The sequence below is a fragment of the Citrobacter sp. Cpa228 genome, from assembly GCF_030333085.1.
Lineage (GTDB): Bacteria > Pseudomonadota > Gammaproteobacteria > Enterobacterales > Enterobacteriaceae > Citrobacter > Citrobacter pasteurii.
Map to the genome: position 1 here is coordinate 162,794 of NZ_JAOWGQ010000043.1, position 25,804 is coordinate 188,597.

Below are 25,804 nucleotides of genomic sequence, written 5' to 3' on the forward strand. Positions count from 1 at the left end.
ACGTAAATCACACTTTCAAGTGTTCGATTTTTAGCCAAACCAGTGATGGAACATTAATTTAATGTAATCAATGATTTTACCAAAGAAGTTGCCTTCCGGGATTTCCTGCAGAACCACCAGCGGACGCTGCTCAATGGTTTTGCCATCAAGCTGGAAGTTGATGGTGCCGACAACCTGGTTTTTCTGCAGCGGTGCATGCAGTTCTGTGGTGTTCAGCACATAGCTTGCTTTCAGATCTTTCATGCGGCCGCGTGGAATAGTCAGGTAAACATCTTTATCGACACCTAACGACGCACGATCGGTATTACCAAACCAGGCGGGCTCTGAGGCAAACTCTTTGCCGACTTTCAGCGGGTTCACGGTTTCAAAGAAACGGAAGCCCCAGGTCAGCAGCTTTTTACTTTCGGTTTCACGACCTTTATAGGTGCGACCGCCCATCACGGCGGAGATCAAACGCATCTGACCTTCCGTCGCGGAGGCCACAAGGTTATAACCCGCCTTGTCAGTGTGGCCGGTTTTGATACCGTCAACATTCAGGCTGTTATCCCACAGCAGACCGTTACGGTTGAGCTGGCGGATACCGTTAAAGGTGAACTCTTTTTCTTTATAGATAGAGTATTCGTTAGGCACGTCGCGGATCAGCGCCTGACCAATCATCGCCATGTCGCGGGCCGAGCTGTACTGACCCTCTGCATCGAGACCATGTACGGTCTGGAAGTGGGTGTTTTTCAGCCCCAGCGCATTAACATAGCTGTTCATCAGACCGACGAAAGCATCCTGACTACCGGCCGCGAAGTCCGCCATCGCCACGCAAGCATCGTTACCGGATTGCAGGTTGATGCCACGGATCAGCTGAGAAACAGGAACCTGCATGCCAGGTTTGAGGAACATCAGCGATGAACCTTTAAAGACAGGGTTGCCTGTTGCCCAAGCGTCATTGCCGACGGTGACCAGATCGGTTTCTTTAAATTTCCCGGCTTTCATCGCCTGGCCGATGACGTAGCTGGTCATCATTTTGGTCAGGCTGGCGGGGTCACGGCGAGAGTCCGCATTCTGTTCAGCGAGAACTTTACCTGAATTGTAATCAATCAGGATATACGACTCCGCATCGATCTGCGGAACACCCGGGATCATGGTTTTAATATTCAGGTCATCTGCATGGGCAGCAGAAAGAGAGGCTGCGCAGAGAGCCGCGGTGAGCGCCATGCGCTGCACGAAACGAGCGGAAAAAGTGGTCTTCATGGTCTGAACTACGACGTCCGTGGTGAAATTAAAAAAAGTGCCCTACTATAGCAAATGCATAACTGGCAGGCATCTGACTTTCCGCGTGACTTTGTTAATGTCATTTACAGAAATTGACAACTCAGATGCCTGGCTTACGTTATTACACGCCGGTGATGAAGGACTGTAATTGCGCCTCGGATTGGAGACGCTGCTGCAGTGTGGAGGCTTCAGCCTTGCTGGCGAATGGCCCCATCTGAATACGCCAAACGGCGCCGTTTTGCACAACCCGGCCCGGAACGCCAAACTGCTGACTTAAACGCTTTTGATACTGCTGTGCACGCGCCTGCTCGCTTACCGCGCCAACCTGAACGACGTAACGACCGTTGGCTGCGGCTGCCGGAGTGGCAACGGCGGCGGCTGGTGCTGCTGCGACAGTCGGTGTTGTGGCTGGCGCAGTCACAGGGGCGGCAGGTTGTGGCGCTGGCGTCGGTTCGCTACCTTCAAGCACACCGGAAGCGAGCGTGGTCGGTGCGCCGAGGAAACCACCGCTGTTTACTGGTGCTCCGGTAGGGTCATCGCTTTTCAGGGTGGAATTGCTGATCGGGCGGATATCACCTTGCGGCTGACCCGCATCCGGTGTAGCAGGCATGCTGCCGCCGCCGCTTAAATCAGGGCGAGAGGGCAGGGCATACGTTTGTTTAGCGACTGTGGTACAGGCCATACCTGGGCCGGACAGAGAACCATCCTGTGCGACAATGATAGGATCGATACGCACTTTCGTGTTGTTAGATGTGTTCAGACGATCGGCGGCGGCACGTGAAAGTGAGATTACGCGATCGTTGCCATAAGGACCGCGATCGTTAATGCGCACGACGATCATCCTGCCGTTTGCCAGGTTGGTAATTCTGGCATAGCTTGGAACAGGCAGCGTCGGGTGCGCAGCGGTCAGCTGCATCGGGTCGAACGCTTCACCTGAGGCGGTTAAATTACTTCCTGGCTCCGCATCGTAAATGGCGGCCAGTCCAGCCTGGCTAAAGCGAGAGGGAGCCTGGACTATCTTGTAGCTCTTACCGTCACGCTGATAGTCCTGATTCGCCGTTGGGTTCAGGGGTTCAAAGCGCGGATCGGCTCCGCTGATTTCAACAATCGGACCATTACACACCGCAGGCTGCGGCGCGACGGCAGCCTGTTGCTGACCATCATCACTTGAACACGCCGCGAGCATTCCTGCTGCGATGCAGATTCCAATCCACTGCTTACGCATTGCGTACCCCTTACACGCTTTTTGACAACATTTTTCTATGGGTGTGGATCGACATGACAATCCCGAACCCGGCCATCAGCACGATCAGTGCAGAGCCTCCGTAACTGACCAGTGGGAGTGGAACCCCAACTACAGGCAGAATACCGCTCACCATACCAATATTTACGAAGACATAAACGAATAATATCAACATTAAACCACCGGCCATGACGCGACCAAAGGTCGTTTGTGCGTGGGCGGCGATCCACAATCCGCGCATAATCAGCAAAATGTACAGGGCAAGCAGGATTAAAATCCCTACCAGACCCAGCTCTTCCGCCAGTACTGCAAAGATAAAGTCAGTATGACGTTCGGGCAAAAACTCCAACTGCGACTGCGTACCATGCAACCAGCCTTTGCCGCGTAGCCCACCTGAACCAATAGCAATTTTAGACTGAATAATGTGATAGCCCGCGCCCAGCGGATCGGTTTCCGGGTCGAGAAGCATCATCACGCGTTGTCGCTGGTAATCATGCATCAGGAAGAACCACAGTATCGGGATAAACGCCGCAACCAGAACCACGGCAACGCCGATTAAACGCCAGCTCAACCCGGAGAGGAACAAGACAAACAGGCCGGAAAGCGCAACCAGGATTGAGGTTCCAAGGTCAGGCTGCGCGGCAACCAGCAGCGTTGGCATAAAAATGAGCACCAGCGCAATAGCCGTATTCTTCAGCGAAGGTGGGCAGACATCGCGGTTGATAAAGCGCGCCACCATCAGCGGGACGGCTATCTTGGCGATTTCCGAGGGCTGAAAACGCACGATTCCCAAATCCAGCCAACGTTGTGCGCCTTTGGAAATGGCGCCGAAGGCATCGACAGCAACCAACAGGATGATACAGAAGATATAGAGGTACGGCGCCCAACCTTCATAGACTCTGGGCGGAATTTGCGCCATCACCACCATGATGACCAGCCCCATAGCGATCTGGCCGACCTTACGTTCCATCATGCCAATATCCTGGCCGCTGGCGCTCCAGATGACCAGCGAGCTGTATACCAGCAGGGCCAGCAAGATAAGCAACATTGTGGGATCGATATGAATTTTGTCCCAGAATGTTTTTTTGTTCGGATTATCCGTCACGATTATTGGTCCTCACCTGCTGCAACCGCCGGGTTTTCAGCAGGCAGATTGGTGTTGTTGTCGCCCAACATAATGTGGTCAAGGATCTGGCGCATGAGTGTACCTACCGCCGGACCGGCCCCACCGTTTTCGAGGATCATCGCGACAGCGACCTCGGGTTTGTCATAGGGCGCGAATGCAGTCATCAGTTTGTGGTCGCGTAAACGTTCGGCGATCTTATGTGCGTTATAGGTTTCATTGGCTTTCAGGCCAAATACCTGCGCGGTACCGGATTTCGCCGCAATTTTGTAGGGTGCGCCAGCAAAATACTTGTGCGCAGTCCCATTAGGGCGATTCGCTACACCGTACATACCGTCTTTGGCGATTTCCCAGTAGCCAGAATGAATGTCACCGACAGGAGGCTCATGTGGCTGTACCCACGGAACCTGCTTGCCATTTTCTGCCGTGCTCATCAGCAGATGCGGGACTTTCACCATGCCGTCGTTGATGAGGATCATCAGCGCCTTACTCATCTGGATAGGCGTTGCTGTCCAGTAGCCCTGACCGATACCGACGGGGATTGTATCACCCTGGTACCAGGGCTTTTTAAACCGTTTTTGCTTCCACTCACGGGTTGGCATGTTTCCTGCTCGCTCTTCAGCGAGATCGATGCCCGTATAATGACCGTAACCAAACTTGCTCATCCACTCAGAAAGACGGTCAATCCCCATATCATAGGCGATTTGATAGAAAAACGTATCAGCGGACTCTTCCAGAGAACGGGTGATGTTCAGATGACCGTGCCCCCATTTTTTCCAGTCACGGTAACGTTTCTCTGAGCCGGGTAATTGCCACCAGCCGGGATCGAATAGCCCGGTATTGCGGGTAATAACGCCTGCGCTTAACGCAGAGACCGCAACATAAGGTTTAACCGTGGATGCCGGAGGGTAAACGCCTTGCGTGGCGCGGTTAACCAGTGGGGTATTGGGGTCATTGAGTAACCCAGAATAATCTTTGCTGGAGATGCCGTCCACGAACAGGTTCGGATCGTAACTCGGCATAGAGACCAGTGCCAGGACACCGCCGGTACGCGGGTCTGTGACCACGACGGCGGCACGGCTTCCCGCCAGCAGCGTTTCAATGTATTGCTGGAGTTTTAAATCAAGCGTCAGATAGATATCGTGCCCGGCCTGCGGCGCCACTTCTTTCAACTGACGAATGACGCGGCCACGGTTATTGACTTCAACCTCTTCATAACCGGTTTGGCCATGAAGTACGTCTTCGTAATAGCGCTCGATACCCAGCTTGCCGATGTCATGCGTGGCTGCGTAGTTGGCCAACTTGCCGTCTTTATCCAGGCGTTCAACGTCTTTATCGTTGATCTTCGATACGTAGCCAATCACGTGGGTCAGTGCAGAGCCGTACGGATAATAGCGGCGTTTATAGCCTTTGACCTCGACGCCGGGGAAACGGTACTGATTCACGGCAAAGCGAGCGACCTGAACTTCAGTCAGGTTGGTTTTTACCGGGATCGAGGTGAATCGGTGCGAGCGGGCTCGCTCTTTTTTAAAGGCTGCGATATCGTCATCGGTCAGATCCACGACGTTGCGTAGCGCCTCGAGGGTATCCTGAATATTGTCGACCTTCTCCGGCATCATCTCTATCTGATAAATGGTGCGGTTAAGGGCGAGGGGAATTCCGTTGCGGTCATAAATGATGCCGCGGCTGGGGGCAATAGGCACCAGTTTGATGCGGTTCTCGTTCGAACGGGTCTGATAATCAGTAAAGCGAACGATTTGCAGATTATAAAGATTGGCGATTAGCACGCCAGTGAGCAGCAAAATCCCCAAAAAAGCGACCAGCGCCCTGCGCACAAACAGCGCGGACTCAGCCGTATAGTCGCGAAAAGAATTCTGTAGTTTCATCCGCTGCTTAATCTACTCAAGAATCAATGATCACTCACGGTGATAAGGATGGTTGGTGGTAATGCTCCACGCCCTGTACAGACTCTCTGCGACCAGCACCCGAACAAGAGGGTGGGGAAGAGTTAACGCAGAGAGTGACCAGCTTTGCTCCGCTGCCGCTTTACAGGCAGGGGACAGTCCTTCCGGCCCGCCAATCAACAGACTGACGTCACGACCATCCAGTTTCCAACGTTCCAGCTCGGTCGCCAGCTGTGGCGTGTCCCAGGGTTTTCCTGGGATATCAAGGGTGACGATGCGGTTTTTGCCTGCGGCGGCCAGCATCTGTTCACCCTCTTTGTCGAGAATGCGCTTAATGTCCGCGTTCTTGCCGCGTTTTCCTGCCGGGATTTCAATCAGCTCAAAGGGCATGTCTTTTGGAAACCGCCGCAGGTACTCCGTAAAACCGGTTTGCACCCAGTCAGGCATTTTCGTACCCACAGCGACAAGTTGCAGCTTCACGCATTAACTCCAGAGTTTTTCCAGTTCATACAGGCGACGACTCTCTTCCTGCATAACGTGGACAATCACATCGCCAAGATCGACGACGATCCAGTCAGCTACGTTTTCACCTTCTACGCCAAGCGGCAGCAGACCGGCAGTGCGAGATTCCTGAACAACGTGATCGGCGATAGACATGACATGGCGGCTGGACGTGCCAGTGCAGATAATCATGCAATCGGTGATACTGGATTTGCCCTGAACATCTAAGGCGATGATGTCTTGACCTTTCAGGTCATCAATTTTGTCGATTACAAAATCCTGGAGTGCTTTACCCTGCAAGTGTTCCCCCTGGGTGAAAAAGAGTTAAAAACGTCTGTTAGTATACCTGAACCAGAGGCGATATCGGGACAAATGTCTCCGAAAGCGCTTTTGAGGTGCGCTATCATCCCACCCCACGCAACAGAATGCATCGCCATTTTTGTAAAACAATTTCTGCAAAGCTCTGAAAGGCGGGAAAAGTCAGGTTGCGGAGAATAGCAGCCTGTCATAGGGTGTCAATGGGAGAGAGGCCCTTCGGCAGAAAAAACAGTGCATTCACTCCCCCTCGTGCCATACGGCGCGACTATTGAGAACTTTCAGAACTGCAAAATCGTCACAAAAATCAATGGCACTCCAGCATCCCTGTTCGATGCGAAAGTGCCACATGGCGGCCGCGGGCATGGACAGCAGCCGGGCCACCAGCACGCTCAGCACGCCCTGATGACTTACCACCAACAGATTTTGACTGTCTTTGTAATCAGCAAGCTGAGCAATGAAACGTTCAACACGCTGTGAAAATGCCTGGAATCCTTCACCGTTGGTTGGGGTCGCATTCTGCCAGTCGTTACACCATATGGCATAATTTTCAGCGTCTTCACGCGCAAGATCGCGATGATGGCGCATTTCCCAGTCGCCAAAGCACATCTCATTAAGTTCAGGCATGATACGCACAGGAATCTCGCGATCGCCTAAGATCAACTGCGTTGTATGGCGGGCACGCTCCAGCTCGCTGCACAGAACGTTGTCGAAAGGGACATTGTGTAGCAGTCCACTCAGTGATTGCGCCTGAGCAATCCCCCGTTCCGTTAGCGGTGTTGGGGCATGACCGCTGTATAACCCAGCGACATTGGCTTCGGTTTCTCCGTGACGTACTAACCAGAGTCTCATTTTTTCCTCTTGGGCCTATTCGCACAAAATATGATGCTTGCCCTGATTGCGCAGAGATTTTTTCAATAAAATACCCTTTTTTGACTGGAGCGGCACGATGTCTTTATTGAAGAGCGCGCACGGCGGTAATACCCGAGAAGCCGCCGCATTGTTGGGCATCCCGCCTGAGCAATTGCTGGATTTTAGCGCGAATATTAACCCGCTGGGTATGCCCGCAACCTTAAAATGCGCGCTTATCGACAATCTGGACAGGGCTGAATGCTACCCGGACGTTGACTACACCCAGTTGCATGCGGCGCTGGCGCAGCATCATCAGGTACCTGTTTCGTGGATTGTCGCGGGGAATGGCGAAACAGAATCTATCTTCACTCTGGTTAATGGGCTCAAGCCGCGTCATGCGATGATTGTTGCCCCCGGGTTTGCTGAATACCGCCGGGCGCTGGAATGGGGCGAATGTGCAATCCATGAGTTTGCGCTGCGCGAGGAGGATAGTTGGCAGCTCACCGCCACGATCCTTGAAGCGTTAACGCCGCAGCTGGACTGCCTTTTTCTCTGTACGCCCAACAACCCTACAGGGCTATTGCCCGATGGTCATCTGCTTGCTGCGATAGCAACGCGCTGCGCCGAATTGGGGATTACCTTGATTCTGGATGAAGCCTTTATCGATTTTATTGCCGGGGAGGAGGGTTTTATTCCGCGGCTACAAGAGAATCCGCACATTTGGGTTCTTCGCTCGCTGACCAAGTTCTATGCGATACCGGGATTGCGACTGGGTTATCTGGTCAATAGTGACGAACAGGCCGTGGCACGGATGCGCAGCCGACAAATGCCGTGGTCAATTAACGCATTTGCCGCGCTGGCGGGAGAGATGATTCTTAGCGATAGCGCCTACCAGCAGGCGACGTGGAAATGGCTGGCGCAGGAAGGACAGCGATTTGATCAACAATTGCAAACACTGCCCGGCCTGACAGTCTATCCCGGTCGGGCTAACTATCGGCTGTTACGCTGCGATCGACCGGATATCGATTTGCAAAAATCACTGCTGGAACAACATGTTTTGATCCGCAGTTGTGCCAATTACCCTGGGTTGGACGCGCGTTATTACCGGGTTGCTGTTCGCAGTCAGGAAGAAAACGACCGCCTGCTGGCGGCATTAAACAACACGCTTAGCGGTACAAACCCTGCTGGTTGATATAGTCGAGCACGGCGCGTGGCAGTAAGTCGTCGCACGGCTCGCCTTTTTCCAGGCGTTCGCGGATAAGCGTGGCGGAGATATTGAACCACGGCGTTTCGGCCAGGTAAATTTTCCCGCAAGGCAGGTTGTGCAGGTCATCCGGCGAATGCGTCAGATGATTTTCCAGCCATTGCTGGTGCTGTTCCTGTGCCATCTCAAGCGGATAACCCGGTCGTCGACACACGATAAGATGGGTGTTGTCCAGAATTGTGTGGTAGTCGTGCCAGGAAGGGAAGGTCAGCAGCGAATCCTGACCAATGATAAATGCTAACGGCACGTTCGGGCCTTGCTCCTCGCGCCACTCTTTTAGCGTTTGCGCGGTGTACGAGGCGGTATCGCGTTTTAGCTCGCGTTCATCCAGTGAAAACAAAGGCTTGTCGGCAATGGCCAGTTCAAGCATATGTTTACGCTGGGCGCTGGAGGCTTCCGGTTGCGCACGATGTGGTGGCACGTTATTGGGCATGACAATGACCCGAGACAGGCCAATCAGATTAGCCAGAATTTCAACGGGTTTCAGATGACCATAATGCACCGGATCAAAGGTGCCACCGAACAGAGCCTGCAATGATTTCATATCAACCATCAATAAAAACATCTGCCAGTGATTTATGGCAAAGCAACAGGGAAAGTCCCTCAAGCTCCGCCCACACTGACTGACCATAGTCTTGTTTAAGCGTAATTTCCGTACGTGTTAACAGCGTGACCGCCTGACGTAACTGCGTGGGGGTCAGTCGGTTTAACGCTTCTCCCATCATGCCACGGCGATTTTGCCATACCCGATGTTTGTCAAACAATGCCCGTAATGGGGTATGAACCGACTGCCGTTTCAGGTTTGCCAGCAGCAATAATTCCCGCTGCAGAGTACGTAACAAAATAACAGGTTCACTGCCTTCAAGACGGAGCTGTTGCAGAATATGCAGCGCGCGCTTGCTTTTGCCCATCAGTAGCGCATCCACCCAGTGGAAGGGGGTAAAGTGCGCGGCATCGTTAACGGTTTGCTCCACACGAGGCAATGTTAATTTACCGTCAGGCCAAAGTAGCGACAACCGCTCCAGCGCCTGCGCTAACGCTAACAGATTGCCTTCGTAGCAATAGCATAAGAGCTGGTTGGCGGCGTCATCCAGCTGCAGATTATGGTGCTTCGCCCTTGCGGCTACCCAACGCGGAAGCTGTGCCTGTTCAGGTGTCTGGCAACTGACCAGCACCGCGTTATTCGCCAGCCCGGTATACCATGCCGCGTTTTCCTGGGCTTTGGTCAGCTTGTTACCACGGACAATAAGCAGCAGATCGTCATGTAGCAGCGTGACGAGCGAGGCAAGTTGTTCGTTAATGGCGGCATTGGGGCCATTTTCTGGCAGTTGCAGGAGTAACGTTTGACGGCTGGCAAACAGGCTCATCGCCTGGCAAAGGGAAAAGATTGCGCCCCAGTCGGTGCTGGTATCGAGGGTGAACGTATGGTGTTCTTCGAACCCTTGCGCGGCGGCAGCCATACGGACGATGTCCTGACTCTCCTGCAACAACAGGGGGTCATTGCCCAGTAGTAAATACGCCGCGCGCAGCCCTTCATTGAGCTGTGCGCGGAGTTGTTCAGGGTACAACTTGAGCATCAGTTACCCAGCGTGGTGGAAACACGCGCCGGAGAGGAGGACGCTGGCGCTGCAGTTTTCACTGCAGGCTCGACGTCATCACTGGATGACTGAACATCAGCGATATGTACGCTTGGCAGTTTACGAATCAACTGCTCGGCCGCCTTGTCGTACATCTCTTTAACGATCATCTCCTGCTCGTTATCCTTCGCCAGTGCCGCTTGTGGGTTGTCGAAGAATGAACGATAGACTTTAGCGCTGATCGGGTAAATATCATGGCCCGGGATCAGGACTGAAGCACTAACGGACATCACCATCTGGTATTCAGCGGTTTGACCGTTCTGGAACACGGACGCGGTATCCTGCGAAATGCTGACTGCACCAAGGCGTAAGGACGGAACGTCTTTGCGCGTTGAGCTGTCTTCCAGCAGTGTAACGTCATTCAAACGCAGCTGATTACGTACCGCCCGGCTTAACGGGCCGTTCGGATCACCCGTGACCAGAATCATGGTTTTCATCGTGGGGGGAACCTGCGTAGTACTACGCAGATGCCAGCCACACCCGGCGGTGACCAGCACCACCAGGGATAACAACAATGTTGTCAGATGTCGCACGCTTCCTCCCGCGCTTAGCCAACGACCAGATTGAGGAGTTTACCCGGTACATAAATCACTTTACGTACGGTAACGCCATCAAGATATTTTGCCACCAGAGGCTCCTGGCCAGCACGTTCACGAACCTGCTCTTCAGTGGCGTTTACCGGGACGGTAATTTTACCACGGACTTTGCCGTTGACCTGAACCACGACCAGCGTAGAGTCTTCGACCATGGCGCTTTCGTCAGCAACTGGCCACGGTGCATTGTCGATATCGCCTTCGCCTTTCAGCGCTTGCCACAAGGTGAAGCAAACGTGTGGGGTGAACGGGTTAAGCATACGCACAACGGCCAGCAGCGCTTCCTGCATCAGGGCTCTGTCCTGTTCGTCTTCCTGCGGTGCTTTTGCCAGCTTGTTCATCAGTTCCATAATCGCCGCAATCGCGGTGTTAAAGGTCTGACGGCGACCGATATCATCAGTCACTTTCGCGATGGTTTTGTGTACGTCACGACGCAGCGCTTTTTGATCTTCCGTCAGTGCAGCAACGTTCAGCGCCGGTGCATCACCCTGTGAGGTGTGTTCGTAAACCAGTTTCCAGACACGTTTCAGGAAGCGGTTCGCCCCTTCAACGCCGGATTCCTGCCATTCCAGGGTCATATCTGCCGGAGAAGCGAACATCATGAACAGACGCACGGTATCCGCACCGTAGCGTTCAACCATCACCTGCGGGTCGATGCCGTTGTTTTTGGATTTGGACATTTTGCTCATGCCGGTATACACCAGTTCATGGCCTTCTGCGTCCTTCGCCTTAACGATACGACCTTTTTCGTCGCGCTCAACGATGGCGTCAACCGGAGAAACCCAGTTACGTTCGCCGTTTACGCCAACGTAGTAGAAGGCGTCTGCCAGCACCATCCCCTGACACAGCAGCTGTTTAGCCGGTTCGTCAGAGTTGACCATGCCCGCATCACGCATCAGTTTGTGGAAGAAGCGGAAGTAGAGCAGGTGCATGATGGCGTGTTCAATACCACCAATGTAGATATCAACCGGCAGCCAGTAGTTAGCCGCTTCTGGGTCCAGCATCCCTTCGTTGTACTGCGGGCAGGTGTAGCGTGCGTAGTACCAGGAGGATTCCATAAAGGTATCGAAAGTGTCGGTTTCACGCAGCGCAGGCATACCGTTAACGGTGGTTTTCGCCCACTCCGGATCGGCTTTGATCGGGCTGGTGATGCCGTCCATGACCACGTCTTCCGGCAGAATAACCGGCAGCTGATCTTCTGGCGTCGGCAGTACGGTACCGTCTTCCAGCGTGACCATCGGGATTGGTGCACCCCAGTAACGCTGACGGGAAACACCCCAGTCGCGCAGACGGTAGTTAACTTTACGCTCACCGACACCAAGAGCTACCAGCTTGTCAGCAATGGCGTTGAAAGCGTCTTCGAAGGCCAGGCCGTCAAACTCACCGGAGTTAAACAGCACGCCTTTTTCGGTCAGCGCCTGTTCAGACAGATCCGGCTCTGCGCCTTCAGAAGTCAGAATTACCGGCTTGATGGTCAGGCCGTATTTGGTGGCAAATTCGTAGTCGCGCTGATCGTGACCCGGAACAGCCATCACCGCACCGGTGCCGTATTCCATCAGCACGAAGTTTGCCGCCCAAACCGGGATCTCTTCGCCGGTCAGCGGATGAACGGCTTTAAAACCAGTGTCGACGCCTTTTTTCTCCATGGTCGCCATTTCGGCTTCAGCAACCTTGGTGTTGCGGCATTCGTCAATGAAGGCAGCCAGTTCCGGGTTATTTGCCGCCGCTTTCTGCGCCAGTGGATGACCTGCCGCAACAGCCAGGTAGGTCGCACCCATAAAGGTATCCGGGCGGGTAGTGTAGACGGTCAGCGTGTTGTCATAACCGTTAACGTCGAAGGTGATTTCCACGCCTTCAGAACGGCCAATCCAGTTGCGCTGCATGGTTTTAACGGTGTCAGGCCAGTGATCCAGGTTATCCAGATCGCGCAGCAGTTCGTCAGCGTAAGCGGTAATTTTGATGAACCACTGTGGGATCTCTTTACGCTCAACTTTGGTATCGCAGCGCCAGCAGCAGCCGTCAATAACCTGTTCGTTTGCCAGTACGGTCTGGTCGTTAGGGCACCAGTTCACCGCAGAGGTTTTCTTGTATACCAGACCTTTTTTGTACAGTTCGGTGAAGAACTTCTGTTCCCAGCGGTAATATTCCGGGGTGCAGGTCGCCAGCTCACGGCTCCAGTCGTAACCGAAGCCCAGCATTTTGAGCTGGTTTTTCATGTACGCGATGTTGTCGTATGTCCACGGTGCTGGCGCGGTATTATTTTTTACCGCCGCACCTTCCGCAGGCAGGCCGAACGCATCCCAGCCAATTGGCTGCAGGACGTTTTTGCCCAGCATGCGCTGGTAGCGGGCGATCACATCACCGATGGTGTAGTTACGTACGTGGCCCATGTGTAGTCGACCAGAAGGATAGGGAAGCATAGACAGGCAGTAATACTTCTCTTTGCTCTCGTCTTCGGTAACTTCAAATGTGCGCTTCTCATCCCAGTGAAGCTGTACTTTGGATTCTATCTCTTCCGGGCGGTATTGCTCTTGCATGGCAGCCAGTGGTCCTGTTTTCAATACAGCTACAAACGTAGCTTTAGATGTGGTGTTTCAGATCCGCATAGCATAGCCCAAACGTCCGCGTCAAAACAGCCTTTCGCGCATTCAGCATTGAATTCCCGCAAGGATAAATATTGCACGAATTTACATACTCTGTGGACAGTCTTGCAAAGCGTAGCGTAAATAACGTCTATTATTATAGACAGTTAACGACCCAGGAGGCGAAGCGATGAACAAGGTTGCTCAATATTACCGTGAACTGGTGACGTCACTTAGTGAACGTCTGCGCAATGGTGAACGCGATATCGATGCGCTGGTGGAGCAGGCACGTCAGCGAGTTATGCAGACCGGGGAGTTAACGCGAACCGAGGTGGAAGAACTCACAAGAGCCGTCAGACGCGACCTCGAAGAGTTTGCGCTCAGTTATGAAGAGAGCCTTGATGAGGAGACTGACAGCGTCTTTATGCGGGTCATCAAGGAGAGTATCTGGCAGGAACTGGCGGATATTACCGATAAAACGCAGCTCGAATGGCGCGAAGTGTTCCAGGATCTCAGCCATCACGGGGTTTATCACAGCGGTGAAGTGGTTGGGCTGGGCAATCTGGTTTGCGAGAAATGTCACTTCCACTTAGCTGTTTACACACCGGATGTGCTGCCGCTGTGCCCGAAATGCGGTCACGATCAGTTCCAAAGACGGCCATTTGAGCCGTAATCGCTTATTGCCGGATGGCGACGCGAAGCGTCTTATCCGGCCTACAAATTGCACGATTTTGTAGGCCGGATCAGCGTTAGCGCCGTCCGGCGTGTATCAGGCGTAAAACTTCAGACGTTCTGCCAGCAGATCGACAAACCCCTGGCGATTAACGTCCACCATCACGGTGGCGTTTGGCTTATTGCCGCTCAGGAAGTAGTAATCCACCACGGTCATGCCCTGCGTGTATTTACCCTGGGTTTCCACACCAACCCAACGATCAACGGTGGTAAACAGTTCCGGTTTCAGCAGCCAGGCAATGGTACAGGGGTCGTGCAGCGGCGCGCCGATGAATCCCCATTTTTCGTCTTTGTGATATTCAAAGAAGAAGTCGAGTAGTTCAGCTACGATCGTTGAAACAGGATTGCCGATAGCGCGGAACCGCTCGGTATCTTCGCGGTGTATTTGCGCTTTATGCGTCACGTCCAGTCCCGCCATCACCACCGGAATGCCCGACTGGAAGACGATTTCAGCGGCTTCAGGATCAACGAAAATGTTGAACTCGGCGGCGGGCGTCCAGTTTCCGAGCCCCATTGCTCCACCCATTATCACGATACGGGCGATGTTGGCGTGCAGTTCAGGATGGCTATTCAGTAGCAATGCCACGTTGGTTTGCGGCCCGGTGGAGACAATGGTCACTGGTTCCGGGCTGTCTCGCAGGGTTTTCGCCATCAGTTCTACAGCGGTACAGGCCTGCGGTGCAAAGGCTGGTTCCGGGAGCGACGGGCCATCTAACCCACTCTCGCCGTGGACGTTATCGGCAATAATCAGATCGCGCATCAGCGGTTTCACAGCGCCACCGGCGACGGGAATATCACTACGATTGAGCAGCGTTAGCATGCGTAATACGTTACGCAGCGTTTTGTCGGGCGTCTGGTTACCGGCTGACGAGGTTATCGCTTTCACATCCAGTTCAGGTGAGGCGAGGGCGAGAACAATTGCGATAGCGTCGTCATGGCCAGGATCGCAATCAAACAGGATAGGAAGTGCCATTGTTGCTCCTTGTAAGTGGGACTCTGTGACAAGGTTAACGCTGGGCTGTATCGGTTTCGAGAAATGAAGAGGTAAATCGTGAGGTGGCGCGCACATGGCAGTGCGCGCCAGCCAGATTAGTGCAGGATTTTCGCGAGGAAGTCTTTGGCTCGGTCTGATTTCGGATTAGCGAAGAACTCTTCTTTCGGCGAGTCTTCAACAATTTTTCCTTCGTCCATAAAGATCACCCGGTTCGCCACTTTACGCGCAAAGCCCATTTCGTGGGTTACCACCATCATGGTCATCCCTTCATTGGCCAGTTCAACCATGACGTCCAGTACTTCGTTGATCATTTCAGGATCGAGCGCCGACGTTGGTTCGTCAAACAGCATAGCGATAGGATCCATACACAGCGCCCGGGCAATGGCGACACGCTGTTGCTGACCCCCGGATAGCTGGGCCGGGAACTTCTCGGCATGCGCCGACAGGCCAACGCGTTCCAGTAACTTTTGCGCTTTGTCGCGGGCCGGCTTTTTATCGCGCTTAAGCACTTTTACCTGCGCCAGAGTCAGGTTCTCAATGATCGACAGATGCGGGAACAGTTCGAAGTGCTGGAACACCATGCCAACGCGGGAGCGCAGTTTGGCCAGATCGGTTTTTTTATCATTTACCACGGTGCCATCAACGGTGATGACGCCCTGTTGCACCGGCTCCAGGCCGTTCACCGTTTTGATAAGAGTGGACTTACCGGAGCCTGACGGGCCACAGACCACCACCACTTCTCCTTTTTTCACTTCCGTGGAGCAGTCGGTCAGCACCTGAAAGTGACCATACCATTTAGAAACATTTTTCAGGGTAATCATTAAACTGTCCTTTTCTTCAAATAGCTGACCAACAACGATGCGCTCAGACTGAATACAAAATAAACGGCGCCAGCGAACAGGATCATTTCAACCTGTGTACCGTCACGCTCGCCAATAGTGGAGGCGGTGCGGAAGAAATCTGCCAGACTCAATACGTAGACCAGCGAGGTATCCTGGAACAGTACGATGCCCTGTGTAAGCAGCAGCGGAACCATGGCGCGGAATGCCTGCGGCAGAATGATCAGCTTCATTGATTGCCAGTGCGTCATCCCCAGCGCCAGCGCAGCGCTGGACTGTCCGCGAGAGATACTCTGGATCCCTGCACGGATAATTTCCGAGTAGTAGGCGGCTTCGAACATCGAAAACGCGACCATTGCTGAGATCAGGCGAATATCGGTTTTTGGCGACAGTCCCAGCACGTTTTGCAGGAAGCCGGGCACAATCAGGTAGAACCACAGCAGTACCATCACCAGTGGAATGGAGCGGAATACGTTGACGTAGCCCTTCGCAAACCAGGCAATCGGCGCGAAGCTGGACAGACGCATGACGGCAAGGATGGTCCCCCAGACGATACCAATGATTATCGCTGTAACGGTGATTTTCAGGGTGATGACCAACCCGTCCAGCAGATACGGCAGGGAAGGGACGATAGAACTCCAGTCAAATTCGTACATTATTTGCCTCCCAAATTGCCAGGCAGGCGGATTTTGCGTTCGACGAGATTCATCACCAGCATGATGACGGCGTTAATCAGGACGTAGGCCAGCGTGATGGCGGTAAATGATTCCCATGCGTGGGCGGAGTAATCCAGTAGTTTTCCCGCCTGCGCCGCCATATCCACCAGACCGATGGTGGAGGCGATCGCGGAGTTCTTTACCAGGTTCATCATCTCTGAGGTCATTGGCGGCACAATCACGCGGTAAGCGTTTGGCAACAGCACATAGCGGTAGGCTTGCGGCAGCGTTAAGCCCATCGCCAGCGCGGCGTTTTTCTGCCCGCGAGGCAGGGACTGAATCGCGGCGCGAACTTGCTCACAGACGCGCGCGGCGGTAAACAGCCCCAGACAAAGCATGGATGAGAGGAAGAACTGAATGTTGGGATCCAGCTCTGACTTGAACCACATGCCAATGTTTTCCGGCAGCAGTTCAGGAATGACCAGATACCAGGTAAAGAACTGGACGATGAGTGGAACGTTACGAAACAACTCAACGTACAGCGTGCCGATCCCGGAAAGGAAACGATTTGGTACGGTACGTAAGATGCCAAATAGAGAGCCTATGAGGAAAGCGATAATCCAGGCGGTGATAGATAACGCGACCGTGACCTGGAAACCACTCCAGAGCCAGCCGAGATAGGTGGTGTTGCCGAACGGGGCCTGTTGTAAAAAAATACCCCAGTTCCAGTCTATAGACATAAATCTACTCCAGAAAAAAAAGGGTAGCAGCGCTACCCTCGAAGATTGCTATTCGGCGTTTTGCGGTTTTCAGGCCTGATGGGGAACGACCATCAGGCTTATAGTCTGTCCGTGCCGAGTAACAATCGAGAGGGAGGGGAAGCCTCCCATTTATTTTAGTTAGTTAAGCGCTTTATCATTCGGTTCTTTGAACAGGGCTTTCATCTCGTCTGACAGTTCGAAATTCATGTTCAGGTTCTTCGGTGGAATTGGATTTTTAAACCACTTATCAAACCATTTCTCAGCTTCGCCTGAGGTCTGCGCCTTGGCGATAGTGTCGTCCATCAGCTTTTTGAACTCAGGGTCATCTTTGCGCAACATACAGCCGTAGGCTTCCTGAGACTGCGGCTTGCCGACGATCTCCCAGTTGTCCGGTTTCTTCGCCTTCGCGCGCTCGCCAGCCAGCAGGGCGTCATCCATCATAAAGGCAACGGCGCGGCCACTTTCCAGAGTACGGAAAGAGTCACCGTGGTCTTTCGCGCTGATGATGCGCATATCCATTTTTTGTTCTTCGTTCAGTTTGTGCAGCAGGACTTCTGAGGTCGTACCCGACGTCACGACCACGGCTTTGCCTTTCAGGTCAGAGAAATCTTTGACGTCGCCGCCTTTTTTCGCCAGCAGACGGGTACCGACAACGAAAATAGTGTCTGAGAAAGCCGCTTGTTTTTGACGTTCGACGTTGTTGGTGGTGGAACCACATTCAAAGTCGAAGGTGCCGTTTTGCAGCAGCGGAATACGGTTCTGTGATGTAATCGGGATCAGTTTCACCTGTAGATCGGGCTTGTTCAGCTTTTTCTTCACCGCTTCAACGATCGCGTTGGAGTAATCCTGTGAATAACCGACCACTTTTTGCTGATTATCGTAGTAAGAAAACGGCACTGATGATTCACGGTGTCCGACGACGATTACGCCATTTTTAGCGATTTTATCCAGCGTGCTGCCTGCCGCTGGTGCTGCGTCTTCTGCGTGCGCCAGACCGGCGGACATTCCCATGACCAGCATGGCAGTGGCGAGCTTACGTAATTGCATATCCAACTCCTTTATCGTCTGCGCCAGGGACGCATTGATACCCATTGTGATGTTGTTATTGTTTGCTACTAAAACGTGCAGTCTTGTATGTGTTTGTTAACATTTAGTTTGGATGAATGTAAAGAATTTGCTGTGTTATTGTTTATTTTTGCGAAGTGCGCCGCACCATTTGGGGGCAAAAATATCTTGTTGCACTTTTCAGGTGCTACCGGTGCTCAACTTTGGTGCGACCAGGTTGCACATTCAGCCAAAACAGCGTTTGCCTTGTAGAACAAAGCAATAGACGTGCCAGAATGGGATGTGGGAAATATTTTTGAGCCGGATAAGCGAGATGTTATCCGGCCAGGGGAAGGAGGGTTACTTACGACGTTGACGCAGGCTCATGACCACCGCACCAAAGCCAAACAGTGCGGTCAGCAGCCACAGCGGCCAGTTACCGGTACGGGCATAAGGGGTTAAGCCCGTCGTTGGCGTCACGCTGGTGGTCAGTACCTGACGGGTAAACTGCGGGATCATCGCCTGAATTTCACCCTGCGGGCCAATCACCGCGGTAATACCGTTATTGGTGCTACGCAGCAGCGGGCGTGCCAGCTCCAGGGAACGCATCCGCGCCATCTGGAAGTGCTGCCACGGGCCAATGGATTTACCAAACCAGGCATCGTTGGAGATAGTCAGCAGGTAGTCCGTATCCGGACGGAAGTTATCCCGAACCTGTTCGCCAAGAATGATTTCGTAGCAGATGGCAGCCGTCAGCTTAAAGCCGTGCGCACGCAGCTGTGGCTGTACATAAGGCCCACGGCTGAACGAAGACATTGGCAGGTCAAAGAACGGCGCTAACGGGCGTAGGATCGATTCCAGCGGGACAAATTCGCCAAACGGGACCAAATGGTTTTTATTGTAGCGGTTGCTGGAATCGTAGCTGTACGGACTGTCTTTACCCAACGTGATGATGGTGTTGTAGGTGTCGTAACGATTCTGTTTGTTCAGACGCGCGTCTACGATCCCGGTAATTAGCGTGCTGTTTTTCGATTTCAACAGGTCATCCATCATGCTCAGAAAGCGCTGTTGGTTAATTTCCAGGTCCGGAATAGCCGATTCTGGCCAGATGATGAGCTGTGATTTACCCATCTCGGGCTGGGTGGCGTCGAGATAAATCTTCAGGGTGTTGAGTAACTGACTTTCATCCCATTTAAGCGACTGTGGAATGTCACCCTGCACCATCGACACCTGCGTGGTTTTTCCCGGCACAAGCGTGTACCACTGGATATAGCGCAGTGGAAAAGGCAGAGCAAAGAGCACGAATGCGGCAACCAGCGGCTTCCAGTTACGCGTCACCAGCGCCAGCGCCAACAGGCCGCTAACCATCATCAGCAGGAAGTTAATCGCCTCAACGCCCATCACCGGTGCCAGCCCCTTCAACGGGCCGTCGATCTGGCTATAACCGAACTGCAGCCACGGGAAGCCGGTCAGTACCCAGCCTCGCAGGAATTCCGTGATTTGCCAGACTACCGGCGCGGCAATCGCCACCCGCAGCCAGGTGGTTTTCGGCCACAAGCGCGCCAACACGCCGGCAAACAGACCGGTGTAGAGGGAAAGGTATGCGGCTAGCAGAACCACGAGGAAAACGTTAACCGGGCCGGGCATACCGCCAAACTGCGCGATGCTAACGTAAACCCAGTTGATACCTGAGCCAAACAGCCCCAGTCCCCAGAAGTAGCCGATAGCGGCAGACTGGAGCGGGCGACGGTTGAAGGTAAGAGCCTGCAGGCCCATCAGCGAAACAATCGCGGCGGGCCAGATATCATACGGAGAGAAAGCCAGCGTCCCGCAGGCACCGAATAATAACGCCAGCAGCAGGCGAATGCGCTGGCGTTCAATTAATGGGGCAAATGCCATGTAGTCTTAGATCCAGTTTCGGGTTTATTCGTCCAGTTTGGGCTGGGGTGAGTCGTCCGGAATTCTTACATGAACCTGAATAATACGGCGGCTGTCGGCCATTGCCACTTTAAACTGGTAACCATCAATGTCGATAGTTTCCCCGCGCGCGGGCAGATGACCAAAGGCCTGCATGACCAGCCCGCCAATGGTATCGACTTCTTCGTCGCTAAAGTGGGTTCCGAAAGCGTCGTTGAAGTCTTCAATCGGCGCCAGCGCGCGAATGGTCCAGGTGTGGCGGCTGAGCTGACGGAAGTCAATATCGTCTTCTTCGTCGTACTCATCTTCAATTTCACCAACGATCAGTTCAAGGATGTCCTCAATGGTCACCAGACCTGAGACACCGCCAAATTCGTCGATGACGATAGCCATATGATAACGCTGGGAGCGGAACTCTTTCAGCATGCGGTCAACCCGCTTGCTTTCAGGTACGACAACCGCCTGGCGTAACACTTTCTCCATGCTGAAGGCCTCGGCATCGCTGCGCATAAACGGCAGCAAATCTTTGGCCATCAGAATCCCTTCGATGTGATCTTTGTCTTCGCTAATCACCGGGAAACGCGAGTGGGCAGACTCGATAATGACATCGAGACATTCGTCCAGGGTCTGGTTGCGTTTCAGGGTAATCATCTGAGAGCGGGGGATCATGATGTCGCGCACGCGTTGGTCCGCAATATCCATCACCCCTTCGAGCATATCGCGCGTATCTTCATCGATAAGGTCGTTTTGCCCGGAATCACGGATCAGCTCCAACAGTTCGTCGCGGTTTTTGGGTTCACCGTGGAAAAGTTGGCTCAGTAACAGGGAAAAAAATCCCTTTTTGCTGTTTAAGGTGTCACTACTGTGTGAATTGTCGTCGCTCATGGCGTCGTATGGGTTCTCATGTTAGTTAATACAAAGCGCGTCATGCGTATACTCAGCTGTTGACGGCATGTTTTGCCTGATGGCGCTACGCTTATCAGGCCTACGAAAGGCATGAATGTAGGCCGGATAAGGCGCAAGCGCCGCCATCCGGCAAGCTACTATTCTGCAATCTTCTCGGCAATGTACGGATCCTCATAGCCCAGAGCAAGCATAATCTCTGTTTCGAGGGATTCCATCTCTTCCGCGTCATCGTCTTCAATATGGTCGTAGCCGAGTAAATGCAGGCTACCGTGCACCACCATGTGCGCCCAGTGGGCCTCAAGCGGTTTACCTTGTTCCTGCGCTTCTTTCTCGACAACCTGACGACAGATGATCAAATCGCCCAGCAGCGGCATCTCAATGCCCGGTGGAGCTTCAAACGGGAAAGAGAGCACGTTGGTTGATTTATCTTTCCCGCGATAGGTCAGGTTCAGCTCGTGGCTTTCCGCGTCATCGACCAGACGAATGGTCACTTCAGACTCCTCCTGAAACTGCGGGATCACCGCATTCAGCCAGCCCTGAAACTGGCTTTCTGTGGGTAAACCGGATTCGTCTTCACATGCCAGCTGTAAATCGAGAATAACCTGACTCATTTTTGTTCCTGCTCCTGAGCTTCGCGCTTGCGTTCTGCAGCCTGCTCGGCTTTGCGTTTCTGTTCTGCTTCTTCCCAGGCTTCATACGCCGTGACGATACGGGCAACCACCGGATGGCGAACCACGTCTTCGCTATGGAAGAAATTAAAACTAATTTCGTCGACTTCAGCCAGCACTTCAATGGCATGACGCAGACCGGACTTGGTGCTGCGCGGCAGGTCAATCTGGGTGATATCGCCGGCGATAACCGCTTTGGAGTTAAAGCCGATACGGGTCAGGAACATTTTCATCTGTTCGATGGTAGTGTTCTGGCTCTCATCAAGAATGATGAACGCATCGTTTAACGTACGACCACGCATATAGGCCAGCGGCGCAACTTCAATGACGTTACGTTCAATCAGCTTTTCAACCTTCTCAAAACCGAGCATTTCGAACAGCGCGTCATACAGCGGTCGTAAATAGGGATCGACTTTCTGGCTCAGGTCGCCCGGCAGGAAACCGAGTTTTTCACCCGCTTCTACTGCCGGACGGGTCAGCAGAATACGGCGGATCTCCTGACGCTCTAGCGCATCGACCGCAGCGGCAACCGCCAGATACGTTTTACCGGTACCTGCCGGGCCAACGCCGAAGGTGATGTCATGGTCAAGAATATTAGCGATATACTGCGCCTGGTTCGGCGTTCGCGGCTTAATGACCCCGCGCTTGGTTTTGATATTCACCGCTTTGCCAAATTCCGGCACGCTGTCTGCGCTCTGTTCAAGCACACGCGCTTCTTTAATCGCAAGGTGAATTTGTTCTGGCTCGATGTCCTGTGTCTGACCGCGCATTGGGGCCGTATCGACATACAGGCTGCGTAAAATATCTGCCGCCGCGGTGACACAAATTGGACGACCAGTCAGTTTGAAGTGGTTATCGCGGCGGTTAATTTCGATGCCGAGACGACGCTCCAGTTGTTTTATGTTGTCATCAAATGGACCGCAAAGGCTCAACAGACGGGCATTGTCTGCGGGTTCAAGGGTGATTTCGCGAGTGTTTATGTTCAAACTGTTCCTCTTATGCATGTCTCGCCGGACGCTGAACATTTACCGGCATCTAAGGAAATTATTCACGCCATGGGGGAAAGGCGCAAGCATTGCGATAAATATGGGGATGATAAGATCGATTACAAGACCCGCCGGGGCAGCGAGCCCAGAAGTGTAGGCCCGATAAGCGCTGCGCCATCGGGCATTGAAGATTAAGGCTGGTAAGTACCGACGCCCAGATCGTTTTCTTTGCGGGTACGCGCAATGACCGACTCAGGGGATTCTGCGATGCGCAGACCCATTTCGTCTTCGGTACGCACCACTTTGCCGCGCAGGGAGTTCGTCCAGACATCGGTAATTTCAACATCAACAAACTTACCGACCATATCCGGGGTACCTTCAAAGTTCACCACGCGGTTATTTTCGGTACGCCCTGACAGTTCCATCACACTTTTCCGTGACGTACCTTCGACCAGAATGCGTTGGGTCGTACCGACCATACGACGGCTCCAGGCCATGGCTTGCTGGTTAATACGTTCCTGCAGAATATACAGGCGCTGTTTTTTCTCTTCTTCCGGTACGTCATCAACCATATCGGCGGCAGGAGTGCCAGGCCGCGCAGAGAAGATAAAGCTGTAACTCATGTCGAAATTGACATCAGCGATCAGCTTCATGGTCTGCTCGAAGTCCTGGGTGGTTTCACCCGGGAAGCCGACGATGAAGTCGGAGCTAATCTGGATATCCGGACGCGCTGCGCGCAGTTTACGGATGATTGCTTTGTATTCCAGCGCGGTATGAGTACGACCCATCAGGTTCAGTACACGATCCGAACCGCTCTGTACCGGCAGGTGCAGGAAGCTCACCAGCTCTGGCGTATCACGGTAGACTTCAACGATATCGTCGGTGAATTCGATCGGATGGCTGGTGGTAAAGCGGATACGGTCAATGCCATCGATTGCAGCGACCAGACGGAGTAGATCGGCGAACGAGCCGGTGGTGCCGTCGTAGTTTTCACCGCGCCAGGCGTTGACGTTTTGCCCCAACAGGTTCACTTCACGCACACCCTGTGCCGCAAGCTGGGCGATTTCAAACAGGATATCATCCGCCGGACGGCTGACTTCTTCACCACGGGTGTATGGCACCACGCAGTAAGTACAATATTTATTGCAGCCTTCCATGATGGACACAAACGCACTTGGCCCTTCAGCACGCGGTTCTGGCAGGCGGTCGAATTTTTCGATCTCCGGGAAACTGATATCAACTACCGGGCTACGGGTGGTGCTTCCACGCACTTTATTGATCATTTCCGGCAGACGGTGCAGGGTTTGCGGCCCAAAAATAATATCGACGTAATGCGCGCGCTGGCGAATATGGTCGCCTTCCTGAGATGCCACGCAGCCACCAACACCAATGATGAGCTTGGGATTCTTCTCTTTTAGCAGCTTCCAGCGACCTAATTGATGGAAGACTTTTTCCTGAGCCTTCTCGCGGATTGAGCAGGTATTCAGCAGCAGCACATCCGCTTCTTCCGCCACGTCGGTCAGTTGATACCCGTGAGTGGCATCCAGCAGATCGGCCATCTTCGATGAATCGTATTCGTTCATCTGACAGCCCCAGGTTTTAATATGGAGTTTTTTGGTCATCGACTTGCTCTTGCGAAATTGTGGCTGAAATGCAGGGCGCATAGTGTACTGCTTTGGCGCGGTTGTGACCAGTATGACGGATGTCAGCCTCAAGGGGTAAAAAATCCTGTAAACTTACACAATACATGTAACAGGATGATTGACCATGACAAATCAACCAACGGAAATTGCCATTGTCGGCGGGGGGATGGTCGGCGGCGCGCTGGCGCTGGGACTGGCGCAGCACGGATTTACGGTAACGGTTATCGAGCATGCCGTGCCCGCGCCGTTTGTGGCTGACGGACAGCCGGATGTCAGAATTTCGGCCATCAGTTCCGCCTCGGTATCGCTGCTTAAAGGGCTGGGCGTCTGGGATACGGTGCAGGGGATGCGCAGCCATCCTTATCGTCGGCTGGAGACGTGGGAATGGGAAAATGCCCATGTGATGTTTGATGCCACCGAGCTTAAGCTGCCTCTGTTGGGCTATATGGTGGAGAACACGGTCCTGCAACAGGCGCTCTGGCAGGCTCTGGAAGTTCACCCTAAAGTGACGTTGCGCGTGCCCACCTCGCTGATTTCTTTACATCGACATAATGACCGGCATGAGCTTGAGCTGGCTGGTGGTGAAAAAATCAATGCGAAGCTGGTGATCGGTGCTGATGGTGCCAACTCTCAGGTACGCAAAATGGCCGGGATTGGCATCCATGCCTGGCAATACGCGCAATCTTGTATGTTGATAACTGTCCAGTGTGAAAACGCACCCGGAGACAGCACCTGGCAGCAGTTTACTCCTGACGGTCCGCGCGCGTTTTTACCGCTGTTCGATAACTGGGCCTCGCTGGTGTGGTACGACTCACCGGCACGCATCCGCCAGCTGCAAGGTCTGAACATGCCCCAACTACAGATGGAGATCGCCAAACATTTCCCATCGCGACTGGGTAACGTGCTGCCTGTGGCTGCAGGCGCATTTCCGCTTACACGTCGTCATGCGTTGCAGTATGTCCAGCCGGGGCTGGCGCTGGTCGGTGATGCCGCACATACCATTCATCCATTGGCGGGGCAGGGCGTAAATCTGGGATTTCGCGATGTGGATGCGCTGATTGACGTGCTGGTGAATGCCCGCAGCTACGGTGAGTCCTGGATCAGTCAACCAGTGCTGAAGCGTTATCAGAATCGTCGTATGACTGACAATTTCATCATGCAGAGTGGCATGGATTTGTTCTACGCCGGGTTCAGTAATAATCTGCAACCGCTGCGCATCATACGTAACTTAGGACTTATGGCCGCGGAGCGCGCCGGTGTGCTGAAGCGTCAGGCGCTGAAGTATGCGTTAGGGTTGTAGCCCGGGTGGGGCCTGATGGCGTGACGCTTATCAGGCCTGCAAGTCATGTAGGCCGGGTAAAGCTTGCCGTCTCCCGGTGTT

Annotated in this window: 24 protein-coding genes; 3 read left to right on the forward strand and 21 right to left on the reverse strand. The window is 53.4% G+C overall.

The window, feature by feature from the left end; translation table 11 throughout:
- Window positions 1-30: 30 nt before the first annotated feature.
- The 7 genes from dacA to OGX91_RS10105 all read right to left on the reverse strand — a co-directional run bounded on the left by dacA (window position 31) and on the right by OGX91_RS10105 (window position 7,201).
- Window positions 31-1,242 carry a D-alanyl-D-alanine carboxypeptidase DacA gene (gene dacA / locus OGX91_RS10075; protein WP_005121435.1) on the reverse strand — a complete coding sequence of 404 codons (1,212 nt, stop codon included), beginning with the start codon at window positions 1,240-1,242 and terminating at the stop codon, window positions 31-33.
- 142 nt (window positions 1,243-1,384) lie between these two features.
- The gene (rlpA, locus tag OGX91_RS10080; protein ID WP_286626137.1) at window positions 1,385-2,488 is read right to left on the reverse strand and encodes an endolytic peptidoglycan transglycosylase RlpA; all 1,104 of its coding nucleotides are present in this window, start codon (window positions 2,486-2,488) and stop codon (window positions 1,385-1,387) included.
- Window positions 2,489-2,498: 10 nt separating this feature from the next.
- Complete coding sequence (gene mrdB, locus OGX91_RS10085) at window positions 2,499-3,611, reverse strand: peptidoglycan glycosyltransferase MrdB (RefSeq protein WP_003022718.1); 1,113 nt, start codon at window positions 3,609-3,611, stop codon at window positions 2,499-2,501.
- A gap of 2 nt (window positions 3,612-3,613) precedes the next feature.
- Window positions 3,614-5,515, reverse strand: coding sequence for a peptidoglycan DD-transpeptidase MrdA (gene mrdA, locus OGX91_RS10090; RefSeq protein WP_005121432.1), 1,902 nt, complete (start codon window positions 5,513-5,515; stop codon window positions 3,614-3,616).
- A gap of 30 nt (window positions 5,516-5,545) precedes the next feature.
- The gene (gene rlmH, locus OGX91_RS10095; RefSeq protein ID WP_003022725.1) at window positions 5,546-6,013 is read right to left on the reverse strand and encodes a 23S rRNA (pseudouridine(1915)-N(3))-methyltransferase RlmH; all 468 of its coding nucleotides are present in this window, start codon (window positions 6,011-6,013) and stop codon (window positions 5,546-5,548) included.
- Between the two features lie 3 nt (window positions 6,014-6,016).
- A complete protein-coding gene (rsfS, locus tag OGX91_RS10100) occupies window positions 6,017-6,334 on the reverse strand; it encodes a ribosome silencing factor (RefSeq protein WP_003022728.1) in 318 nt (105 codons plus the stop codon).
- A gap of 255 nt (window positions 6,335-6,589) precedes the next feature.
- A complete protein-coding gene (locus OGX91_RS10105; protein ID WP_286626140.1) occupies window positions 6,590-7,201 on the reverse strand; it encodes an adenosylcobalamin/alpha-ribazole phosphatase in 612 nt (203 codons plus the stop codon).
- A 97-nt stretch (window positions 7,202-7,298) separates the two neighbouring features.
- Here OGX91_RS10105 and cobD point away from each other — a divergent pair, with 97 nt between their 5' ends.
- Complete coding sequence (gene cobD / locus OGX91_RS10110) at window positions 7,299-8,393, forward strand: threonine-phosphate decarboxylase CobD (protein WP_155021550.1); 1,095 nt, start codon at window positions 7,299-7,301, stop codon at window positions 8,391-8,393.
- Here the strand turns inward: cobD and nadD are convergent.
- Genes nadD through leuS form a run of 4 tightly spaced genes read right to left on the reverse strand, consistent with a single transcriptional unit; the run spans window position 8,368 to window position 13,232 of the window.
- The gene (gene nadD, locus OGX91_RS10115) at window positions 8,368-9,009 is read right to left on the reverse strand and encodes a nicotinate-nucleotide adenylyltransferase (RefSeq protein ID WP_005121427.1); all 642 of its coding nucleotides are present in this window, start codon (window positions 9,007-9,009) and stop codon (window positions 8,368-8,370) included. The genes cobD and nadD overlap by 26 nt on opposite strands.
- Before the next feature lies 1 nt (window position 9,010).
- Entirely contained in the window at window positions 9,011-10,042 is a 1,032-nt protein-coding gene (holA, locus tag OGX91_RS10120) for a DNA polymerase III subunit delta (protein WP_286626143.1), read from the reverse strand.
- Complete coding sequence (gene lptE / locus OGX91_RS10125; RefSeq protein ID WP_040232549.1) at window positions 10,042-10,635, reverse strand: LPS assembly lipoprotein LptE; 594 nt, start codon at window positions 10,633-10,635, stop codon at window positions 10,042-10,044. The genes holA and lptE overlap by 1 nt, the downstream gene beginning before the upstream one ends.
- 14 nt (window positions 10,636-10,649) lie before the next feature.
- A complete protein-coding gene (gene leuS, locus OGX91_RS10130; protein ID WP_286626145.1) occupies window positions 10,650-13,232 on the reverse strand; it encodes a leucine--tRNA ligase in 2,583 nt (860 codons plus the stop codon).
- A gap of 235 nt (window positions 13,233-13,467) precedes the next feature.
- Here leuS and OGX91_RS10135 point away from each other — a divergent pair, with 235 nt between their 5' ends.
- Window positions 13,468-13,950, forward strand: a complete 483-nt coding sequence (locus OGX91_RS10135) for a zinc ribbon-containing protein (RefSeq protein WP_005121423.1) — start codon at window positions 13,468-13,470, stop codon at window positions 13,948-13,950.
- 96 nt (window positions 13,951-14,046) lie between these two features.
- Here the strand turns inward: OGX91_RS10135 and rihA are convergent, their stop codons facing one another.
- From rihA to miaB, 10 genes are all read right to left on the reverse strand, one after another.
- Window positions 14,047-14,982: a pyrimidine-specific ribonucleoside hydrolase RihA gene (rihA, locus tag OGX91_RS10140; RefSeq protein WP_005121422.1), complete on the reverse strand. Its 936-nt coding sequence runs from the start codon at window positions 14,980-14,982 to the stop codon at window positions 14,047-14,049.
- A 116-nt stretch (window positions 14,983-15,098) separates the two neighbouring features.
- Entirely contained in the window at window positions 15,099-15,824 is a 726-nt protein-coding gene (gene gltL, locus OGX91_RS10145; protein WP_003022754.1) for a glutamate/aspartate ABC transporter ATP-binding protein GltL, read from the reverse strand.
- On the reverse strand, window positions 15,824-16,498 hold the full coding sequence (gltK, locus tag OGX91_RS10150) for a glutamate/aspartate ABC transporter permease GltK (protein WP_005121421.1): 675 nt from the start codon (window positions 16,496-16,498) through the stop codon (window positions 15,824-15,826). Before gltK ends, gltL begins: the two co-directional genes overlap by 1 nt.
- Window positions 16,498-17,238 carry a glutamate/aspartate ABC transporter permease GltJ gene (gltJ, locus tag OGX91_RS10155; RefSeq protein WP_003022759.1) on the reverse strand — a complete coding sequence of 247 codons (741 nt, stop codon included), beginning with the start codon at window positions 17,236-17,238 and terminating at the stop codon, window positions 16,498-16,500. The genes gltK and gltJ overlap by 1 nt, the downstream gene beginning before the upstream one ends.
- Window positions 17,239-17,397: 159 nt before the next feature.
- Complete coding sequence (gene gltI / locus OGX91_RS10160; protein WP_005121420.1) at window positions 17,398-18,306, reverse strand: glutamate/aspartate ABC transporter substrate-binding protein GltI; 909 nt, start codon at window positions 18,304-18,306, stop codon at window positions 17,398-17,400.
- 357 nt (window positions 18,307-18,663) lie between these two features.
- Window positions 18,664-20,202, reverse strand: coding sequence for an apolipoprotein N-acyltransferase (lnt, locus tag OGX91_RS10165; RefSeq protein WP_182290786.1), 1,539 nt, complete (start codon window positions 20,200-20,202; stop codon window positions 18,664-18,666).
- Window positions 20,203-20,226: 24 nt separating this feature from the next.
- The gene (gene corC, locus OGX91_RS10170) at window positions 20,227-21,105 is read right to left on the reverse strand and encodes a CNNM family magnesium/cobalt transport protein CorC (RefSeq protein WP_005121418.1); all 879 of its coding nucleotides are present in this window, start codon (window positions 21,103-21,105) and stop codon (window positions 20,227-20,229) included.
- Between the two features lie 158 nt (window positions 21,106-21,263).
- Window positions 21,264-21,737 (reverse strand): rRNA maturation RNase YbeY, encoded by a 474-nt coding sequence (gene ybeY, locus OGX91_RS10175; RefSeq protein ID WP_286626150.1) that lies wholly within the window; start codon window positions 21,735-21,737, stop codon window positions 21,264-21,266.
- Complete coding sequence (locus tag OGX91_RS10180; protein WP_286626152.1) at window positions 21,734-22,780, reverse strand: PhoH family protein; 1,047 nt, start codon at window positions 22,778-22,780, stop codon at window positions 21,734-21,736. The genes ybeY and OGX91_RS10180 overlap by 4 nt, the downstream gene beginning before the upstream one ends.
- Window positions 22,781-22,971: 191 nt before the next feature.
- Window positions 22,972-24,402: a tRNA (N6-isopentenyl adenosine(37)-C2)-methylthiotransferase MiaB gene (miaB, locus tag OGX91_RS10185; protein WP_005121416.1), complete on the reverse strand. Its 1,431-nt coding sequence runs from the start codon at window positions 24,400-24,402 to the stop codon at window positions 22,972-22,974.
- Window positions 24,403-24,547: 145 nt separating this feature from the next.
- On the opposite strand from miaB, the gene ubiF reads away from it, so the two are divergent.
- Entirely contained in the window at window positions 24,548-25,723 is a 1,176-nt protein-coding gene (gene ubiF / locus OGX91_RS10190; protein ID WP_155021547.1) for a 3-demethoxyubiquinol 3-hydroxylase, read from the forward strand.
- The last annotated feature ends 81 nt before the right edge of the window (window positions 25,724-25,804 follow it).

What these genes read in the sequence shown, in the direction of transcription:
- rlpA (WP_286626137.1), bottom strand. Translation starts at nt 2,488, where the DNA reads ATGCGTAAGCAGTGGATTGGAATCTGCATCGCAGCAGGAATGCTCGCG.
- ubiF (WP_155021547.1), top strand. Translation starts at nt 24,548, where the DNA reads ATGACAAATCAACCAACGGAAATTGCCATTGTCGGCGGGGGGATGGTC.
- nadD (WP_005121427.1), bottom strand. Translation starts at nt 9,009, where the DNA reads ATGAAATCATTGCAGGCTCTGTTCGGTGGCACCTTTGATCCGGTGCAT.
- OGX91_RS10105 (WP_286626140.1), bottom strand. Translation starts at nt 7,201, where the DNA reads ATGAGACTCTGGTTAGTACGTCACGGAGAAACCGAAGCCAATGTCGCT.
- gltK (WP_005121421.1), bottom strand. Translation starts at nt 16,498, where the DNA reads ATGTACGAATTTGACTGGAGTTCTATCGTCCCTTCCCTGCCGTATCTG.
- dacA (WP_005121435.1), bottom strand. Translation starts at nt 1,242, where the DNA reads ATGAAGACCACTTTTTCCGCTCGTTTCGTGCAGCGCATGGCGCTCACC.
- miaB (WP_005121416.1), bottom strand. Translation starts at nt 24,402, where the DNA reads ATGACCAAAAAACTCCATATTAAAACCTGGGGCTGTCAGATGAACGAA.
- OGX91_RS10135 (WP_005121423.1), top strand. Translation starts at nt 13,468, where the DNA reads ATGAACAAGGTTGCTCAATATTACCGTGAACTGGTGACGTCACTTAGT.
- rihA (WP_005121422.1), bottom strand. Translation starts at nt 14,982, where the DNA reads ATGGCACTTCCTATCCTGTTTGATTGCGATCCTGGCCATGACGACGCT.
- cobD (WP_155021550.1), top strand. Translation starts at nt 7,299, where the DNA reads ATGTCTTTATTGAAGAGCGCGCACGGCGGTAATACCCGAGAAGCCGCC.
- gltI (WP_005121420.1), bottom strand. Translation starts at nt 18,306, where the DNA reads ATGCAATTACGTAAGCTCGCCACTGCCATGCTGGTCATGGGAATGTCC.
- corC (WP_005121418.1), bottom strand. Translation starts at nt 21,105, where the DNA reads ATGAGCGACGACAATTCACACAGTAGTGACACCTTAAACAGCAAAAAG.
- lnt (WP_182290786.1), bottom strand. Translation starts at nt 20,202, where the DNA reads ATGGCATTTGCCCCATTAATTGAACGCCAGCGCATTCGCCTGCTGCTG.
- leuS (WP_286626145.1), bottom strand. Translation starts at nt 13,232, where the DNA reads ATGCAAGAGCAATACCGCCCGGAAGAGATAGAATCCAAAGTACAGCTT.
- mrdA (WP_005121432.1), bottom strand. Translation starts at nt 5,515, where the DNA reads ATGAAACTACAGAATTCTTTTCGCGACTATACGGCTGAGTCCGCGCTG.
- ybeY (WP_286626150.1), bottom strand. Translation starts at nt 21,737, where the DNA reads ATGAGTCAGGTTATTCTCGATTTACAGCTGGCATGTGAAGACGAATCC.
- gltJ (WP_003022759.1), bottom strand. Translation starts at nt 17,238, where the DNA reads ATGTCTATAGACTGGAACTGGGGTATTTTTTTACAACAGGCCCCGTTC.
- holA (WP_286626143.1), bottom strand. Translation starts at nt 10,042, where the DNA reads ATGCTCAAGTTGTACCCTGAACAACTCCGCGCACAGCTCAATGAAGGG.
- gltL (WP_003022754.1), bottom strand. Translation starts at nt 15,824, where the DNA reads ATGATTACCCTGAAAAATGTTTCTAAATGGTATGGTCACTTTCAGGTG.